The organism is Mycoplasmoides pirum ATCC 25960, from assembly GCF_000685905.1.
Lineage (GTDB): Bacteria > Bacillota_I > Bacilli_A > Mycoplasmatales > Mycoplasmoidaceae > Mycoplasmoides > Mycoplasmoides pirum.
Genome location: NZ_JMKZ01000001.1, coordinates 18,061 through 38,089 on the forward strand (window position 1 = coordinate 18,061; position 20,029 = coordinate 38,089).

Genomic DNA, 20,029 nt, shown 5'->3' on the forward strand with positions numbered 1-20,029 from the left:
AGTGTACTTTAATAAAAATAAGTTATTTATTTTCAACTGATATAACCATATAATTTTTATTTTTTCTATTATCTTCATAAAAAAGAAATAACACTTAATTGCATTGTATTTGATTTGAACACTATGAATATCTATTTAAAATATTTCATAGTATTTATTTAGTGTTTATCGCAATAAATTAAAAAAAAAAAAAATCTTAAATTTTCAAAATAGTTATTTGACATATAAAACATATAAATAACGATCATTTAAATTTAATTAAAAAATTATTTATAAGTAAAATTCAAATGATTTAAATAACAAAAATAACATTCAACTTATAGTTTGAATTAATTAAATCGAAAATATCTATAATAAAAAATAATTGTCTATTTATCATTGCATTCAAAAATTCAAGAAATTCAAAACATTAATTTATTTACATAATTTAAAACAACTTTACAATGCAAATAAAATTTTATCAAAAAAGCACATTATTTAAAAATTATTCAATGGCCTTAGTCCAGTTTAAAGTTCTTTTAACTGCTTCATTTCATATTTTTAATTTTTTATCAACTATTTGTTTTGAAAGTTTAGGTTTAAAAGATTTATCAACTTTGTTTATTTTTTTCAATTGATCAATTGATTTTCAAAAACCTGAAGCTAAACCCGCTAAATAAGCAGCACCCAAGGCTGTTGTTTCAGTATTTTTTGATCTTTGTATTTCAATATTACTAATTGATGATTGAAAATTCATTAAATAGTTAGAGTTTGATGCTCCGCCATCAACTTTCATTACTTTAATTTTTTTACCTACATCTTTTTCCATAGACATTAATAAATCATTTGATTGATATGCTATTGATTCAACAGTAGCTTTCACTAAATCTTCACGTCTAGAACCACGTTCCAAACCAAAAATAGCTCCTCGTGAATTTGAATCTCAATAAGGTGCACCTAATCCTGTAAATGATGGAACAAGAACGACATTTTGTTCATCATCACGTTCTTCTGCTAATTTACAATAAAAATCACATTCTTGTGAATTGTAAAGAATTTTTAATGAATCGCGTAATCATTTAATTGCTGAACCTGCAATAAAAATTGAACCTTCTAAAGCATAAACGGGTTTGTTTTTTCCAATTTTTCATGCAATTGTAGTTACTAAATGATTTTTAGATAAAATGGGTTTTTGGCCAATATTCATTAAAGTAAAACAACCAGTTCCATATGTATTTTTTACCATACCAATTTCAGTACACAATTGACCAAATAATGAAGCCTGTTGATCGCCAGCTACTCCCATAATTGGAACATTAGCTGTTGCTCTTTGAGATAAAAATTTGGGATCTATTGTTCCGTACAATTCAGATGAAGATTTAACTTCAGGCAAAATTTCTTTTGGAATTTCCAACAATTTTAAAATTTCATCATCTCATTCTAATGTGTTAATATTAAACAACATTGTTCTCGATGCATTTGTAACATCGGTAGCATGTACAGCTCCATTTGTTAATTTTCATATCAATCAAGTATCAATAGTTCCAACTAATAATTTTTTATGTTTTAATTTTTCTCTAGCTTCAGGAATGTTTTTTAAAATTCATCTAATTTTAGTTGCTGAAAAATAAGGATTAATGATTAATCCTGTTTTTTTGGCAATTATTTTATCATAACCATCTTTAATTAATTTATCACAATATTCACTAGTTCTACGGTCTTGTCATACAATAGCATTATAAACAGGTAGTCCTGTTTCTTTATCCCAAAGAACAATTGTTTCTCTTTGATTTGTGATACCTATCGCAGCAATATGTTCAGATTTTATATTTCCTTTTGCTTTCGCACTTTGTAATGTACCTAATTGTGTTGTTCAAATTTCTAAAGCATCATGCTCTACTCAACCAGATTTTGGAAAATATTGAGTAAATTCAGAACTTGATTTACTAACAGCTTCGCCTTTTGAATTAAAAATAATTGTTCGGCAAGAAGTAGTTCCAGAATCAAGTGCAATTACATATTTTTTATTGTTATTCATTTAAATTTACCTTTAATTATTATTAAGTTTTATTATGAGAAAATTGAAGCATCAGGATTAAAATCATTTTTCAATTCTAATTTTGTTCCATTATTTTTTAATAATTCTTCTACTTCTAAAGCAATAGCTGGAGCAGAAGATAAGGCAGGAGATTGCATGCCTGCTAAATTTATAAATTTATTGTTATTTTTTGCATAACTAATAACAAAATCATTTGTTTCAATATCAATAGGTCTAGAACCAGAAAAAGTCATAATAGTTTTTGACATATCAAGACTAGGAAATAATTTTTTGCCTATTTCACCAATATATTCATATTTTTCTCTAGTAACTAATCTAGTATCTTCTTTTGGCACATCATCTTCAGCAGTTGGACCAACTAAAATATGACCATCTAACATTGGAGCAACTATTACTCCTTTACCATGAATAGTTGGAACCATAAAACAAATCGAATTAACAATTCCACTTAAAGCACGATCAAGAATGCGATATTCTCCTCTTCTTGTTTTTTGCTTAAAATCAGGATATCCTGCCATTTCAGCAATAACATCAGCATAATGACCTGCTGCATTTATTATATTTCTTGTTTTAATTACATCTTGATTATTAATAGTTATTTCAAAACTAGAATCTTCTAAAAATTTGATTGCGGTTACTTTAGAAGATTTTAATGTTTTAACTCCGTTATTAGTTGCTGATTTAATAAATGCCAAAGTTGCTTGAACTGGATCAATAGCTCAAGAACTTGTACACAATAGTGCACCAATAACTTCATTATTTATGTTAGGTTCTATATTTAATAATTCTTCTTTATTAAGAATTTTTAAATCATTTGATAAAACACCATTTTGAATTCCGCGATCATATAACATTTTAACGTGTGACATTTCATCATTATTAAAAGCTATTATCAAAGAATTTACTTGGGCTCTTGGAAAATCAAAATGTTTAAAAATTTCTTCTCTTCAAAGTTTATTACCTAAAATATTAAGTTTTGCTTCTTTTTTATTTGGTTCTGGATCAAAACCACCATGAATAACACCTGAGTTCCCTCTTGATGTTTCATCAGCAAAAACTGGATTTTTTTCAACTAATAAAATATTTAAATTGTATCTAGATAATTGATAAGCAGTGATGCCGCCAATTATTCCTCCACCAATTATTACAATATCATACATAATATGTTTATATTAAATTTAATACTATTGAATATGAGTTTATACAGCTAAGCCAATTAAACCTATAATCAAACCAGCAACCATTGGTCCAGCAATAGGAACTCAACTATATTGTCAGTCACAAATAGTTGAAGTATATTCATTTCTTCTAAATTGTTTAATTAAACCAAAGAATACAAGTCTAGGAGCTAAGTCACGTGCTGGGTTAATTGCATAACCAGTTGCAGAACCTAATGAAATACCAATAGACATAATTACTAATGCAACAAATATAGGATTAGATAATGCAGAAACTTGATTAAATGCTAAAATTGCACCTAATAAAACAATTGTGCCCACAAATTCGTAACCAACATTATATATCAACGCTCTATCTTTTTTATTGCTATAAACAGGAGTTGTACAATGCATACCTCTAATTGTTAAAATGTCATTTTCACGATCTTTAATGAATTTAAAATTAATGAAGTCTAAAATGATTTGTCCAAACATTGCACCTAAAATTTCAAATATTAATGCAATAAAGAAAGTAGCAGCAATAGCGCCACCTTTAATACTTAAATCTACTACCCCATTTCCATTTAGTGCAGCAATACCCTTCAAAACTAATGGATCAACTCAAGTTCCATTTGATGAAGCTATAGAATTTGATATAGCAACAGCTGGGTTTAATCAACCTGAACCACCCATTGCTATAGAAACTGCAGCACCAATGAAAACTGCAAAACCTCATCCTAACGCAATTAAAATATATTTTCCAGATTGATTAGCATTCATTCTTTTAAAAGACACAGCTGCTACAGAACCATTACCAAGTAAGATTAATATAGCTGTTCCGATAAATTCAGAAAAAAGAGCTAATAATCAAGTTCCAATTGGAGTCATAAATTATTGTTCCTCATATACACATTTTGTGTTGAAAAGTTTTCTTATTATATTGAATTTTTTTATATTTACAAACCTTATTAAAATTCTTTGTCTAGTAAGTAATCAACAAATTCAGGTTTATCCCAATGCATTTTTGTAATATTAGTTTCATCAATTTTTTTAATTGAATTAATATCATTTTCAGTTAATTCAAAATCATAAATATTAATGTTTTCAATCATTCTTTGTTTATTTATTGTTTTGGGAATTATAGCTATGTTTCTTTGTATATTGAACTTTAAAGCAATTTGTGTTGAACTTTTATTATATTTCTTACCTATCTCAATTAATAAAGGGTGTTCTATCAATTCTTTTAAACGTTTTTTAGCTAATGGTGATCATGCTTGATGAACAACATTATATTTATTCATAAATACATTTGCTTCATGCATTTGTAAAAAAACATTTGTTTCAATTTGATTTACCGCTGGACATATTTCATTAAATCTAATTAAATCTAGCAAACGTTCAGGACTAAAATTTGAAACTCCTATTGCTCTAACTATTTTTTGTTTATATAAATCTTGAAGTTCTCTTCAAGCTGAATAATAATCACCTTTTGGTCAATGAATTAGAACTAAATCTATATAAGATGTTTGCAATTTTTTTAATGAATTTAAAACTGCTGTTTTTGTTTCATTAGGTTTAAAGTTTTTAATTCAAACTTTAGTTATCAAAAATATCTGTTCTCTTGGTACTTTAGTTTTTTTAATTGCATTTCCAATACCAATTTCATTTTTATAAAATTCAGCAGTGTCAATTAATCGATAACCTATTTCAAGTGCATCTAAAACACATTTCTCACATTCATCATTATCATTAATTTCATAAACACCATAACCTACTAATGGCATTAAAATACCATTATTTAGTTTAACAGATTTCTCCATATAAATAACCTTAAAAAAAGTTTATATTTCTTGATATATTACAATAAATAAAAAAATTTTTTGTTAAGACGTTTAAAAATTTAATTCATAGGCAAACAATTTAAGCAAATTCTATATCCTGTTCAATCGTTTTTTTCAAAATATATGTATTGATAACTTTTCATTTTGCAAATACAACATTCGAATTTGAAATATTTGTTATCATAACCTATTTCATTAAAAATTAAATATCAATTCTTTCCCGCAAATCAAAAGCATAAATTGCAAACAATATAATTCTTTTTATTTAAATTTGAAATTATTAAAGATGGAAGTGCAACAAAAAAGTATTCATTCTTATAAGGCACGGAAAAATAATTAGTTAAATTTTTACAAAAAAAACACATTTTAAATTCTTTTGAAGTATGAAAAATTTTTTCGTATCTTGCTAAAAAATTCATTTTTATTAAACACACCTATAAATTAAAAAATAATTAATTTAGTTAATCAAATTTAAATAAACTTGGTTTTTTATATATTCAAAGGAAATTGTTTTATTTTGAATTTGGTCTAATTGAATTTTGTTTTCAAATAATGCTAAATTAAAATGTTTTTTAAATTCATCAAATTCATTTCGTATATCTCTAGCACCTTTTGTAACATCAACTTTATTTAAAATATTGTTATAAACATCATTTTTAATATATGAAATATTAATATTATGTGTCTTAAAATTATTATTAAATTGATTAAAATAAATATCTAATATTTTATATTGATCTGCTTTTTTATTTATTGTGTTAAAAACTATAATATTTTCTTTACCTATCCTACCTAAAATTTCAGGTCGATTTAATTCAAATGTGAAAAAATTGTAAACTTGTTCATTAATTATTTTGACTATTTCTTCATAATTATGATTAGGCGATATATTTGATACGCCAATATTGGAAGTTAATACAATAAAACTATTTTTTAAATTATATTTTTCTCCCTTGTTAGATGTAATATAACCTTCATCAAACATTTGCAAAAATAAATCAAAAACTGAATTGTGAGCTTTTTCAATTTCATCAAATAGAATAATAGCATTGGGATTCTTATTCAATTTATTTGTTAAAACACCGCCTTCTTCATAACCAACTAATCCATTAGGAGCACCAATAATTTTACTAATAGCTACATCATCTTTATATTCACTCATATCTAAACGATTAATTTCTTTGTTGTTATATAAAAACTCACTTAATTGTTTACATAATTCTGTTTTGCCAACACCTGTGGGACCAACAAAGAAAAATATTCCAGCCGGACGACTATCTTCATTATTATTAACTTCATATAATTTAGTAATTAATTGTTGTTTAATTTTTTGAATAGGTACTTCTTGTCCTATTATTTTTTCAGAAAAAAAAGAATCATAATTTTGAATTTTTTCAAAAGATAATATTTGAGATAAATCAATTTCATATTTTTTGTTGGATGAAATATAATCAGATTCAATAGATTCAGAATGGCACTCTATAATTTCATCATCTTTTAAATAAATGTTTCTTTCATCAAGTTGTATATTTTTATTTATTTCATTACCTATTTTTAAAATGGCATTAACATTTTTTTCACGAAATTTTACTATAACCTCATCTAATAAATTGTATGAACTATACTTATCATATGTTTCTTCAAAAATAAAACAATATTCCACTCCTAAAGCATAAGCATTTTCCAATTCGCCAATAGAATAAATAGATTCTCTATAATTTTTAGAAATTTCTAACAAACTTTGATCAAGTTCTTCTTTGTCTAGTCAAGTTTGAATATTACTTATAACTACATAATAAAAATTATCAACTATACCAAATTTCGATTCAGATTTATTATCTATTTTTTCAATTTTACTAGTGTTTTTAAATTGTATTGTTGTTTTGCAATTGTAAAGTGACATTTCATTTTTTGTATTTTTTTTTATAAAAAATGCAGATATGTCATGCTTTCTAATATCATTACAAATATCTTGGCTAAAATATTTATCTCCAAACATAAAAAAATAAGGACATTTATGTTTAGAATATCATTGCCTAAATTGTCCACTAATATATAATTCTTTTCTATTGTATCTTATAGAAATATCAGCTAATATTTTATCCAATTCTTCTTCTGTAACATTAGGTTGATTTAAATCAACAATTATTCAATATTTTTGATTTCTAAGAATAAATTGTACTAATTTTCAAATTATTACTCCTAATGCTCCACATAAAATCAATATTCCTACAATTAAACCTGACACAATTTTTCCTAAAACAAAATACTTATAATTAATTTTATAGTTGGGGTATTCTAAAAAAAAAAAAAAAAAGCAATTTCTCATTTATGTGAAATTGCTTTCTATAATTTACTGTATAAATATCAATTAATTATGCTTGTGTTTGAGTTTTATTATCAAAAAATTTTACAGGTTTTTTAATTTTTATATTTTGTGTTTTTATAAATGGCGTTGGTTTCAAAACGGGTTTTTTATATTTTACATTTGAATTGTTTGATTTACTAATTAATATAGGTGTAGGTTTTTTCGTTTGTAAATTTCTAGTTAAATTTTTAAACATTAAAATAGTATATTTTTCTAAACGATCTATTTTCTTGTAAGTTAAAACATTTATTTTGCGATTTTTACGATGTGAAATTCATGTGCACAAAGCTAATAAACTTATTGAAATTACTGCAACCGATGTAATAATACCTACTCATATGCCCACATAAAGGTTTTTATTGTTTTGTTTTGATGGCAATAAATAAGATTCATTATCTCAATTAGGATTTGGATTATTAAATAGTGGATTTAATTGTGCGTCTGAATTTATATCATTTAAAAAAAGTATACCCTTTTCAGTAGTGAAAATAGTTGATTTATCAATTCCTAAAGAATTAGATCATATTTTTTGTTCATCAAATCCAGTATTTTTGTTTAAAGGTCAATAAATTCCATCATCTTTAGGAGTTTGGATAATTTCATTTTGTCTTATCATTGAAAAATCAGGATATTTTTCAACTGATGATCCTTTTTGATTTATTATTCCTTCTGAAGTAAAAACATTAATTGTAGATGAGTTATAAATATCATCTTTAGAACGTAATGACAAATAATGGGTTTGATGAATATTTTGAACAGCATCATAACCATAAGCAGCTGTCTTTGTTATAAAAATTGAATCAGTAATGCACAACAAATCTGATCTATCTATATTTTTGTATTCATCACTAAGTAAACTTATCTTTCTTAAATTTCCATATGAATAATAAAAAATTCCTTTTTTTGTAATAATTCAATGACTTGAAGAATCTATATAGTCATCCCTAGTTAAATTTATAAATGAAAAATTATAATCTCATGTAACAATCATTTGTGTGGTAATAAAGAAATTACTATTTACAGCTATAACTTGATCTTTACTTAAATTTTTTAAATAATAAGTGTAATTATTTAAAACAAATTCTTTTCCGTCATATAGAAAAACGCCTCGTGTAGTAACTAAAAAAGTTTTAGATATTCCTATAAATTCATCTCTTTTTAAATCTTTTAGATTATCTTTAAATAAATTTCAACTAGATGAGAAAACGCCTGCAGATGTAGCAACCATTGTGTCAGATATATCATAAATATCATTACTTGTTATTTTCCAACTTAATTTATTAGTTTGTAATGCTTGTCCGCCTTGATATGTAATTACATAATTACTTAATACTAAAATAGATGTTGAAGAAGCTAGAATATCATCTCTAGATGAATTTTCATTTCAACATTCTTCACTTGTTTGTTGATCTTGAGTATTAAATATTCCTTGTTTTAAAATTAAAAAATAACCATTTACTCAAATAAAATCACTTTTTTTCATCTGATTCCAATATTGTTTTGCAATGGGTTGATTTCATGTTGTATATATTCCATACTTTGTTACTACAAAATAATTTGAAATCGCTCATAAATCATCCTTTGTCAATTTATTAAAATTATCATTACCTATTTTTTCATGTTTATAATTATAAACACCATTTGTGGTAGCAATAATTCCTTCGGTTTCTCCTAAAATATTAGAAGGAATAACTTTTCCCACATGCAAAGAAATTTCCAAATTATTTGCATAGTCTGCTTGAACAATCAATTTGGTGTTTCCTATTTTCAAACCTGTTAATTTAATAATATTTTTATCTAAAAAATTAGTTTTTACAATATTTGGATTACTTACTGATATACAAATATTTTCTAATTCACTTGCATTCTCAATTTTGATATTTGTAAAGTTATCTTCACCTGGTAATAAAAATAATGTTCCATTTTTAAAATCTGGATGTTCTGACAAATTAGTTTTAATATCAATTTTATTATTGTTATATATAGATGAAGTTAATGCAGATGTTGATTTTTGATTTAATGAATTTAGACTATTAAAATTTTTGCTATAAGGAATTAAACTCAATATTACTAATTCAACAATTACTAAAAACAAAAAAACAAAAAATGAATATTTCTTTATACTTGTTTTCATGAAATTTAACCTAATTTAAGAAATTTAAAAATAAAAAAATAACTAAATAAATATTATCAAAAGATACAAAATAAATTTAAAAAATTAAAAATTATAACTATTAAATAAAAATGTTTAAAGTGTTGATAAATCAAATTTGTTTAACAAGTTATTAATACATTTAATGTGTTAATTATTAATTTCAAATGATTTTTTAATAAATTTTATCGCAACTTCTAATTCTTTTTCATTTTCAATAGTTATTTCAACATCACCAACACCTAAATGCCCAACATTTTTGACATTTCTAATAAATGAATATTGGCTCATTGAACTTTCATCATAATCTAAACATAAAAATAATTTAATAGTTCCACTTTTTCTAAGATTAAATGAAGCGAAAAAATTATTTTTTTTGAATGTAACATATCATTTTTGTCAATTTAAAGATATGTTTTCTCCTAAATTATTTATTAAAAAAATAAGATTATCTACAAGGTTTTTCTTAGCTAAATTTAACTCATCATAAATTGCTTTTATAGACTGTAAATCATCTTTACTTTTTAAATAATTATCTTTGCTATGATAATCTATATCACTAGAAGTTTTAGGTAATCCATTTACTAATTCAAATGCAATAAATCGATTATTTTCCCCATAAAGATAATATTGAAATAATTGAATGTCATTATTACCAACTATTTGTTTATCAAATTTACTAAAATTTTTAGCAATACAAATAATTCTAGGATTTTTTATGTTTTTTTTCTCAATAAAAAATTTTCTTTTTGCCTCATCTAATTTCTTCACTAATAATAATTCAAATGATTCACTATGATTTTTTAATCATTGCGAATAATATATAGATTGATTAATTACATTTACATTTTCTTTTAATTTGTATTCAAAAATAACAGGTCTGCCTTCTTTATCTATACCTAAAGAATCTATTCTACCTGGTCCAAAATTTAAATCATTAAAAGGATATTCAGATTCTAAAAATTCAATGTTAAAAATTTTTAACATGTTTTGTTCAACAATAATTTGCAATTCTTTTTCTTTTGAAAAAGAATTTGGTTTAATAGTATTTTTTTTATCAATATCAAAAAGAATAGGTTTACTCATAATTGAAAATTTATTAAAATTTTAATACATGTGTATTTGATATCTTAAAAAAAAAAAAAAAGACAAGTTAATTTTATTGTTGCAATTGTTTTAAATATAAAATTATTTTTTTGGTATTTTAACTGATTTAAAAATAGGTGGTTTTACATTATTATTCGTTCTAACAAAGTTTTGAGAACTATTTATCGGTTTAAAAGGTTTCTTAACTTGTTGTACTTTTTGATAATTAATGTTTTTTGGATTTGATTTAGATTCTAATTGTTTTGGTCTATTTAATTTGTTAATACTAGAATCTAAACTTTTGAAAACACTCACAATACCTTTTGCTAAAACATCTATTTTTTTGTTAGTTTTTTTATTATGTTTATGAACAAACATACTTATAAACACAATAGAAGCAATTATTACAATAATCGAACTAAAGACTCCACCAATAATTCAACTTGTCATGTAACTTGTAGAATCACTCGGATTTACATCAACATCCATAGGTTTAGGAAAGTTTGTTTTAATGTCATTAAATGACAAATTAATATATCCTGTATTACCATTTATTCAATATGTGTTACCTGGAAAAAGAATATAACTGTCTCCGGTAGCCATAATTTCATTTTTTTTAAAATTATTAATTCCTTTAATTTCTTTACAATCTGAATCTGTAAATTTATAAACACCAGTTTTTGTAACAAATAAATAACCATTACCATCATTAGTGGATAAATAAAAATCTGAAGTTGAAATTAAATCTTCTTTAGTTAAATCTAAACTATATGTAGGTCTTGAAGAACCACAACCAAGAGCTGCTTTTTTGGTAAAAACAACTCATTGTGTCATGGCAACTATATCATCTTTAGTAAATTCGCCTTTGTCATAAGAATAATAACTATCACCTAGAGTTTGATCATTAGAACTTAAAATTCCTTTTTTAGTTACTACAGCATTTCCGCCCAAATATCAAATATCATCTTTTGATAATGTAGTATATTTACTAGTTCACATTTGTTCATTTTTTCTTAATGAAAAAATTCCTTTAGAGGTTAAAACAATACCTTCTGTCATTCCAAAAATACTATTATTATCAATAGTTGTGTCTCCCATCATTTTTGAAAATTTATCTATTTTACTATCATTATCCATTCTATATAAACCATCTTTAGTTAATATTGCTACCTCATTGTATTCATCAGTAAATGATGATGTCATAATAAAATCATCTTTATTAACATCGGGGATATTTGTTAGTTTTTTGGGTTCATGTGACATTGAACAATAATAAACTGTATCTTTTTTACCATCTGGGGCTGATGATAATGATTGAAAAATAGCAACATTTAATGAACTATATATTAACTTATCTTTACTATCAATAGCTGCAGAAGTTTCTATTTGTTTGCCAGTATATGAATAAAAACCACCTGCTGTTAAAATTGATGAAGCATTTATCATTCAAATATCTTCTTTGGAAGGATTTGCAGGTAATTTAACATCAATTAATGAAATATTATCAGGCGAATGAACATTAAATGTACCTTTAGTAGTTACAAGAATATTTTTAGTAGCCGCAATAACATCATCACTAGTTAAACTAGGAACAGTATCTTTAAAAACTTGTTTAATTTTACCTTGTTGAATTACAAATAATCCTCTTGTAGTTACCAACAAATTACTATAAGATTTTAATATATCATCAGGTTTGAAATATCCATTTGTAACTTTGAAATTAATTGGATATTGAGCATTAATTGCATTGATAGTAATCGTACTACTTCCTATTTTTAAAGCACGTAATTTAATTGATCCATCTTTCATGTCAACTACTTGTAAAGTATCTGGTTTATCACAAACAACTGACACATTAATTAATTTTTTGTAATTCTTAATATGAATTTGACTATCCGGTTCTTTATCAGTCAAAATAATTGCATTGTTTGGGTCTACATCTACATCAATAGATTCTGTTGACACACTTTTTGTATCTAAATAAAATTTATTTTCATTTGTTTGTGCAACTGAAATTTTTTGATTAGGTTCTATATTAGGTAATAAAAAATTACTTTTTAATGCTGCAATAGGCAAAAATAAAACTAAAGCTAACAAAATCAAATTTATTTTTTTCATGTACGAATTTTTCAATACTGAAATTTTTTTAGTATTATTTCATTTTTTCATAAATATCTAAAACTCCTGAATTTAAAAATTAATTTTTTAAATAAAATTTATTGACATTTCAAAAAACACATTATTACAAATCATGAAAAACATAAAAATTAATTAGAAATTCTTTTTTTATCATCATTTAAATTCTTAGTATTAGAAATTATTACAGGTTTTTTAATTTTTAAATTTTTCAAATCAGTAGAAAAAACTGCTTTTGGAACGGCTTGCTTATTTTTGAATTTAAAATTAGTGTGTTTTGTAATTAATTTTGGTGGTTGTTTTTTGTTTTGTAAATTATCATTTAATTTATTAAATACCAAAATAGTAGATTTTTCCAATCGATCAATTTTCTTATGAGTTATAGTGTTCATTTTTTGATTTTTACGATGTGAAATTCATATACACAAACCTAACAAACTTATTGAAAATACCACAGATGATACAATAATGGCTGTTAACACGCCGGCAGAAAGGCCACTATTGTTTATAGTTGTTGGTATAAGATAAGACTCATTGTCTCAATTAGGATTAGAGTTACTAAATGTGGGTGTTAATACAAAATCTGTAATTTGATCATTTGAAAAGAACATACCCCCGTTTGTTACAAATACAGCTGAGCCAGCTATTTTTTCAGAATTAAATTTTATTTTTTGTTCGTCAAAACCAGTGTTTTTATCTAAAGGTCAATAAATTCCATCATCTTTAGGTGTTTGAATTATTTCTTCTTTTTTTATTTTAAGAAAATCAGGAAATGTAGTTAATCAACCTGATAAAGTCATAATTCCATTTGAAGTAAAAACTCTATTGCAAGATCAACTATAAATATCATCTTTAGAATTTAAAGATATAGGTTTTGCTATATAACCATCATCTAAAGATAAATAAGCATACTGCTTTGTCATAACAATAGAATCAGTAATGCACAACAAATCTGATTGTTTTATATTTTTAATTTCATCAGAAGTATTAATTTTTTCTATCTTATGAGAAAAATGATAAATTCCTTTTTTAGTAACAATCCAATGAGTTGAAGAATCTATATAATCATCCTTTGTTAAATTTATTGATAAATAATCAGTGCGATTAAGTGGAAAAATCATTTCTGTTGTAATAAGAAAATTATTAGTTACAGCAATTACTTGATCATGTTTTAAGTGATTTAAATAATGAGATTCATAATCCATAACATAATTATTTCCGTCACTATAAAAAACACCTCTTGTTGTTACTAAAAAATTCAATGATATTCCAATAAATTCATCTCTTCTTAAATCATTTAATGAAATATTGAAAACATTATTTTTATATGAAAAGACACCCACAGTTGTAGCAACCATTGAATCTGATAAACCATAAATATCATCAAATGTTATTTTTCGAGCCAATTTGTTGATTTGTAATGGTTCTCCAGGTCCATAAGTAATAACATAATTATTTAATACTAAAACTGATGTTGAAGAAGCTAGAATATCTTTTTTAGATGAATTTTCATTTCAGTACTCATTATTCACTTGTTGATTTTCAGTATTAAATATTCCTTGTTTTAAAACTAAAAAATAACCATTTGCTCAAATAAAGTCATCTTTTTTAAGTTGACCTCAATATTGTTTTGCAATTGGTGTGTTTCATGTTGTATATATTCCATACTTTGTTACTATAAAGTAATTTGAAATTCCTCACAAGTCATCTTTTGTTAAATTGTCAAAATTATTATTACCTATCTTTTCATATTTGTAATTATAAACACCATTCGTTGTTGCAACAATTCCTTCTGTTTCTCCTAAAATATTTGAAGGAATTACTTTACCAACAGATACAGAAATTTTTAAATCATTTGCGTTATCAGCATTAAAAATTAACTCTGTTTCCCCCAATTTCAAACCTATAATTTCAAGAGTGTTTTCATTTATAGAAGAAACTTTTACAATATTTGAATTCTTTATTGATACATTGACATTTTTTAATTCACTAATGTTTTTAATTTTAATAGTTGTGAAATCATTTTGACCAGGCAATAAGAATAAAGTTCCATTTTTAAAATCTGGATGTTTTGACAAATCGGTTTGAATATCAACTTTATCACTTCTATATGTAGGTGAAACAGAAGTAATTTCAGATTTTTGATTTGTTAAATTTAAATTAACATAATTTTTATTAGAAAAGGTCGGGATTATTATGACTAATCCAAAAATTATCAAAAACAAAAAAACAAAAAATGAATATTTTTTTACACTTGTATTCATGAAATTTACCTAATTTAAGAAATTTAAAAATAAAAAATACCCTATAAATCTTATCAAAAAAAACAAAATAATTAAAAATAAAATTATATCAGTTAAGTATTAATTTGTTCCATTGCTATGCAATAAATTCTTATTATTAAAAATTTTTATAAGTTTTTTAACAATTGTATTTTGCAATTTATTACCTATAGTTTTTAAAAATTTATTACTTGCTTTTCTAATTCAAATTATATGTTTTAATAATTAATTTTAGTACTATTTTTATTTGAAAATTATCATTCAATTTTTGAAACATTGAAACTATTGCTTTCACGATATAATAAATTTGTTAATGATTTTTAGTGTTTATTCATAAATTTAAATTTAATTATTTTGTTGTTATTCAAAAATAATAAAAACAAAGGTATATCTACAACAAAATGTGTAAGCATACCAATTCCAAACATAATAGCAACACTTTCTAAAGTTGGTGTCCATATATTTGTTTTTCACAAGGCAAAATAAATAGGATAAACTGTTAAATTTACAATCAAACTTTGGATACAATAATATGATATTTTTCCTTGCCTTATAAAAATGGAATCAAATATAGAACTATACGCAAAGAATATATAAAAAGGAATAAGAATTAAAATCAATTGAGAGACACTTTTATATTCATTACTTGATCCTAAAACATTTTTTATAAATATAGGATTAATTGGAATTGTAACTAATCAAATAAAAATAATAATTGAAATAAATATTGAATAAAATAACAATTGATATTTAAATAAATTATTATTTTCTTCATCATTTAATATAAAAGTTTCTTTAATGTAAATAGATATAGTTGTTATAGGTAAAAGTAATCAAGTTCATATAAAATCGTTTGCGACTCAGTATATTCCTGAGCTATTTAATGAATTTATTGGATTTATTATCATAAAATAAAAACATAAATTTCTAACTAGTACTTCTATAGATGAAATTAAAAATAAATAAAAATATTGTTTAACATATTCTTTATTTACATTAACATTATTTTTAAAATTAAAATTTCATATTTTAATGTTTGGCAAAGATAAATATATTACAAATATTACACAACAAATAAAATTTACTATTATAGAATTTATTCCTATTCCTTTAATGGACAACTTTAATGAAAAACTAAAATCTGTAATAAAAAATAAATCAAAAATAAATGAAAAAAATGTAAAAGCAATACAAACAATTCCATTAATAAGTATGTACTTATCAAACTTAAAAATGGTTGTTGTTAAAAATAAATAAGAAAAAATAGAAAATAAAAAAGTACCTCAAACTTCATATTTTATGTATTCACTAGATCTTAAGAATAAATTTTCATTATTAATAATTAAACTTAACAATATATTATCAATATTAAAAAATATAGAAATAGTAAATATTAAATAAACAAAAAATACAAATATTGTTATTAATGAATAAACATGTTTTCAATTTTTATTTTCTTTCAATTTAGAAAAAACAAAAAACAATGGAATCACTATTGATTCATTTATTATTTCATAAAAAACATTAAGTCAAAGTATTTGAGATGCAATATTAAAAGCATTCTCATCGGGTAAATTACCTAAAAAATAAATTCTTGTAGTTTTATAAATTACTGGTAGCAATTGAAAAAATAATAAAATAATCATTAATTTTCAATTAATTTTATTCTTAAGAAAATTTAAAAATGCTTTTTTTCCCATATAAGAAGAGTATTAGAAATATTAGTAAATTTTTCACAATTATTTAAAAAATGCTTTTATAAAAAATTAATTATAAATTTAATTTATTTTTTAAGTTCATACTCTAAAAAATTGTTACAACAATTGCATGGATCCTCTCAAAAGGAACCTCTTGTACATCTACAACTATTACATCTTATATATTTGTACAATTGCAATCTTTGCAAAAACAATCTTAGAATTTTTTTATCGTTTAAATTTGAACTTATTTTTAATTTAAATACACCTTCATCATTTTCATAACATCTAACATTATATTCAAAAGAATATATTTTGTTTTTATCATAAGTAATTTTGATTGAATCATATATTATAGATTGACAAATTGGGTTTGCTGATCCTGGACAACCCAAGTATAAACATTTTTTGTTTTCGAAATGATTACGTAAATCATCAATACCTAAATCTATAAGTTTAGAAATTCTTTTTTTTCTTCTAAAATATTTTCAACATGATAATCGTCACAATAAGAAAAAACAATATATGAATTGAATTCCATAAATTTATATAATTTCCTTTTTTAATCAAATAGTTCATTTATTCCAAAAAAACAATTTGTATTAAGTAAGTTAACTTTTCAAAAATTAACGTTTTTAAATCAAAAAATAATTAAAATTCCTTTGTTAAATTTTGATTTGCTGTTTTTTGATTGGAAACTTGTAAAGAAATGATTTTATTGTGATTAAAATATTCTTTTCTAGCAATAAAACAAAAACCAAAACTTATTAGTAAAAGTGCAATATCTGAACCAAAATAACCAGTCCAATTACTTTCATTTATTTCGGGATTTAATTTTAAACCACCAAATACGTTTCAATTTGTTACTAACGTGGAATTAATAATTTGAGCAGGAAAATTTCCATTAGTGATTGCAAACAATCCTATAACTGATGTTGCAAATCAAAGAACAAAGCAAAATAAATTGAATACAAAGGGTCTAAAATAATTTGAATCAAGTTTTCGTTTTTCGAAAACTAAATAAGCTAATCCAAAATGATAAAAAGATGCAAGCAAACCAAAGGAAGAACCAACAATTATAAAAGAACCACCTATTGAAGTTAACGAACTAAGTGTTTGAATTCGTTGACTTGAAACAGATTTGTCTGCTAAAATTCAATATGCTATTATTAAACACAAACCACCAAGAAACATAACATTTATTAAAACAAAAAATAAATTGATAAACTTTTTATTATTGGTATTCATTAAAATTTCCTTATAAACAAACAATTAAGATCTACATAAATCCATTTTTTAAAAAATGATTTTCTTATTCTAAAAAAAAAAAAAAGCAACTCAGGTTACATGAGTTGCTTTTTAAAAAGAAACATTATTTAAAATTTAATTCAAAAATTTGCTTTTATTTGAATTTATATTCATTTTATTAAATGTTTTTCTATATATAACTTTGTTTCGTTTTTTTAAATTTAAAAATGTCTAAGATTCTTTTGTCAAATTTTGATTAAGTGCATTACTTTGTTCTTTTGAAAGAATTGCTGCATTAAAATTTAAATATTTTTTTCTAGTAATGAAGAATAAAACAAAACTTAATAAGAAAAATGCCATATCTGATCCAAAATAACCAGCTCAATTACTGTCATTTATTGTGGGATATGATTTAAAACCACCAAAAATATTTAAATTTGTTGATGATGATATTAAATTTAAATCAACAATTTGTGAAAAGAAATTTCCATTAGTGATTGCAAACAATCCTATAACTGATGTCATAAATCAAAACACAAAGGAAATTAAATTAAAAACAAAGGGTGTTAAGTAATTTGAATTAAGATTTCTTTTTTGAAAAACTAAATAAGCTAATCCTGCATGAAAAAGAGATATAACTAAACCAAAAGTACAACCAATAATTATAAAAGAACCTCCTATAGAACTTAATGTACTAAGTCTTTGTATTTCTTGATTTGTAATAGATACAACTGATGATGAACAATAACTTATTATCAAACAAAAACCAATAAAAAACATTAAACTTATAAATGCAAAAATTATTAGAAAAAATTTTTTATTATACATATTTTGTATTTTCCTTTAAAACAATATTCAAATTAAATTTTATAAGATCTACATAAATCCATTTTTTTAAAAAATGATTTTCTTATTCTAAAAAAAAAAAAAAAAAGCAACCCACACTAAATGGGTTGCTTTTTAAAAAACATTGTTTGAAATTAAACTAAAGCGTTTTTACTATTATTTAAATCTGCAATAATTTTGTTAATTATTATTTCTTTTGTGTTTTCTTCTTCAAAATTTCAAGGATCTTTTTCATATTTGCTATGATTTTGAAAATGATAATTTTTATCTTCTTTAACTTTATGAACACAATGTTTTAAATCAAAAATTAAAGGGTAAGCAATGTTATTTAAATATAAACACATTAACCTGGACCTATCATTTAAAGGCATTTGAAAATATTTATAAGAATCTTTTTCAACATTTTCTGTCATTTGCAAAATATTTTCATTTAATTGTTTGTATTCAGATTTAATAATATTTTGAAGATTATTAATATCAACATTATTAAGTTCGTGAATACTTTTAAGTTTTGCACCAACTAATTTATCTAATGAACTATATTTTTTAATAATTTTAAGTTGATCAACGAGTTCCTTATAAAACAAATTATCAAAATCAAATTTTTTTATATAAACGTAATTATTAAATTCTTTATTCTTTTTAAATGAATGAAATTGAAGTAAATTAAATCTAATTTCCATCTCTAAATTTAATAAAATTTTCGTCTTCAATTAAATATTCTTTACAGATTTCATCAGAACCCAATGAACCCCTAGCATTAATTCAAGCAACATTTTTATGCGATTCATCAATTAATCATTCTTTAGATTCACCAGCATATTTTTCAAAATATGCACCATATTGTTTGTCAATTTCATTCATTTCTTTGTCACTTAACAATAAAGCTTCTTTTTCAATATCTTTATTATGTCATTCTTGAATTACTAAATAACTAGGGACATTTACAGGACCATAAATTCAAGCTTGAAAATTTTTATCTTTGCTAAAAAAAGAATTCTTTGGATTAGGATTTTGTTTTAATTCTTCAACTCGAAAAAAGAATAACATCTTTTGAATTTTAGTTGGTGAATCAATTCCTTTAGTTAATAAATATTTAGCCAAAGTAGTTACATTACGTTCCATAATTTATAAAGACCTTTAATACAATAATATTTTAACATTAATAAAAAACAACT

15 protein-coding genes are annotated in these 20,029 nt (G+C 23.3%); all 15 read right to left on the bottom strand.

The window, feature by feature from the left end; genetic code table 4:
- Nucleotides 1-484: 484 nt before the first annotated feature.
- The 15 genes from glpK to T397_RS0100170 all read right to left on the bottom strand — a co-directional run bounded on the left by glpK (nucleotide 485) and on the right by T397_RS0100170 (nucleotide 19,976).
- Nucleotides 485-2,017, bottom strand: coding sequence for a glycerol kinase GlpK (glpK, locus tag T397_RS0100095; protein ID WP_027123692.1), 1,533 nt, complete (start codon nucleotides 2,015-2,017; stop codon nucleotides 485-487).
- A 32-nt stretch (nucleotides 2,018-2,049) separates the two neighbouring features.
- Nucleotides 2,050-3,198, bottom strand: a complete 1,149-nt coding sequence (gene glpO / locus T397_RS0100100; RefSeq protein ID WP_027123693.1) for a type 2 glycerol-3-phosphate oxidase — start codon at nucleotides 3,196-3,198, stop codon at nucleotides 2,050-2,052.
- A 39-nt stretch (nucleotides 3,199-3,237) separates the two neighbouring features.
- The gene (locus T397_RS0100105) at nucleotides 3,238-4,083 is read right to left on the bottom strand and encodes an MIP/aquaporin family protein (protein ID WP_052663024.1); all 846 of its coding nucleotides are present in this window, start codon (nucleotides 4,081-4,083) and stop codon (nucleotides 3,238-3,240) included.
- Nucleotides 4,084-4,163: 80 nt separating this feature from the next.
- Nucleotides 4,164-5,015 (bottom strand): aldo/keto reductase, encoded by an 852-nt coding sequence (locus tag T397_RS0100110; RefSeq protein ID WP_036449051.1) that lies wholly within the window; start codon nucleotides 5,013-5,015, stop codon nucleotides 4,164-4,166.
- Nucleotides 5,016-5,493: 478 nt separating this feature from the next.
- Entirely contained in the window at nucleotides 5,494-7,284 is a 1,791-nt protein-coding gene (locus T397_RS04140; RefSeq protein ID WP_162150119.1) for an AAA family ATPase, read from the bottom strand.
- A 127-nt stretch (nucleotides 7,285-7,411) separates the two neighbouring features.
- Entirely contained in the window at nucleotides 7,412-9,538 is a 2,127-nt protein-coding gene (locus T397_RS0100125) for a hypothetical protein (RefSeq protein WP_027123698.1), read from the bottom strand.
- Nucleotides 9,539-9,706: 168 nt separating this feature from the next.
- Entirely contained in the window at nucleotides 9,707-10,642 is a 936-nt protein-coding gene (locus T397_RS04145; RefSeq protein WP_052663025.1) for a DUF5655 domain-containing protein, read from the bottom strand.
- A 102-nt stretch (nucleotides 10,643-10,744) separates the two neighbouring features.
- Nucleotides 10,745-12,811, bottom strand: a complete 2,067-nt coding sequence (locus T397_RS0100135) for a hypothetical protein (protein WP_027123699.1) — start codon at nucleotides 12,809-12,811, stop codon at nucleotides 10,745-10,747.
- Nucleotides 12,812-12,909: 98 nt separating this feature from the next.
- The gene (locus T397_RS0100140; protein WP_027123700.1) at nucleotides 12,910-15,042 is read right to left on the bottom strand and encodes a hypothetical protein; all 2,133 of its coding nucleotides are present in this window, start codon (nucleotides 15,040-15,042) and stop codon (nucleotides 12,910-12,912) included.
- A 338-nt stretch (nucleotides 15,043-15,380) separates the two neighbouring features.
- Complete coding sequence (locus tag T397_RS0100145) at nucleotides 15,381-16,706, bottom strand: hypothetical protein (protein ID WP_155947915.1); 1,326 nt, start codon at nucleotides 16,704-16,706, stop codon at nucleotides 15,381-15,383.
- A 137-nt stretch (nucleotides 16,707-16,843) separates the two neighbouring features.
- Nucleotides 16,844-17,266 (bottom strand): hypothetical protein, encoded by a 423-nt coding sequence (locus T397_RS0100150; RefSeq protein WP_027123702.1) that lies wholly within the window; start codon nucleotides 17,264-17,266, stop codon nucleotides 16,844-16,846.
- A gap of 142 nt (nucleotides 17,267-17,408) precedes the next feature.
- A complete protein-coding gene (locus T397_RS0100155) occupies nucleotides 17,409-18,005 on the bottom strand; it encodes a hypothetical protein (RefSeq protein WP_027123703.1) in 597 nt (198 codons plus the stop codon).
- Nucleotides 18,006-18,236: 231 nt separating this feature from the next.
- Complete coding sequence (locus T397_RS0100160; protein WP_027123704.1) at nucleotides 18,237-18,833, bottom strand: hypothetical protein; 597 nt, start codon at nucleotides 18,831-18,833, stop codon at nucleotides 18,237-18,239.
- 152 nt (nucleotides 18,834-18,985) lie between these two features.
- Complete coding sequence (locus T397_RS0100165) at nucleotides 18,986-19,534, bottom strand: hypothetical protein (protein WP_027123705.1); 549 nt, start codon at nucleotides 19,532-19,534, stop codon at nucleotides 18,986-18,988.
- Nucleotides 19,524-19,976, bottom strand: a complete 453-nt coding sequence (locus T397_RS0100170; RefSeq protein ID WP_027123706.1) for a Panacea domain-containing protein — start codon at nucleotides 19,974-19,976, stop codon at nucleotides 19,524-19,526. Before T397_RS0100170 ends, T397_RS0100165 begins: the two co-directional genes overlap by 11 nt.
- Nucleotides 19,977-20,029: the final 53 nt, after the last annotated feature.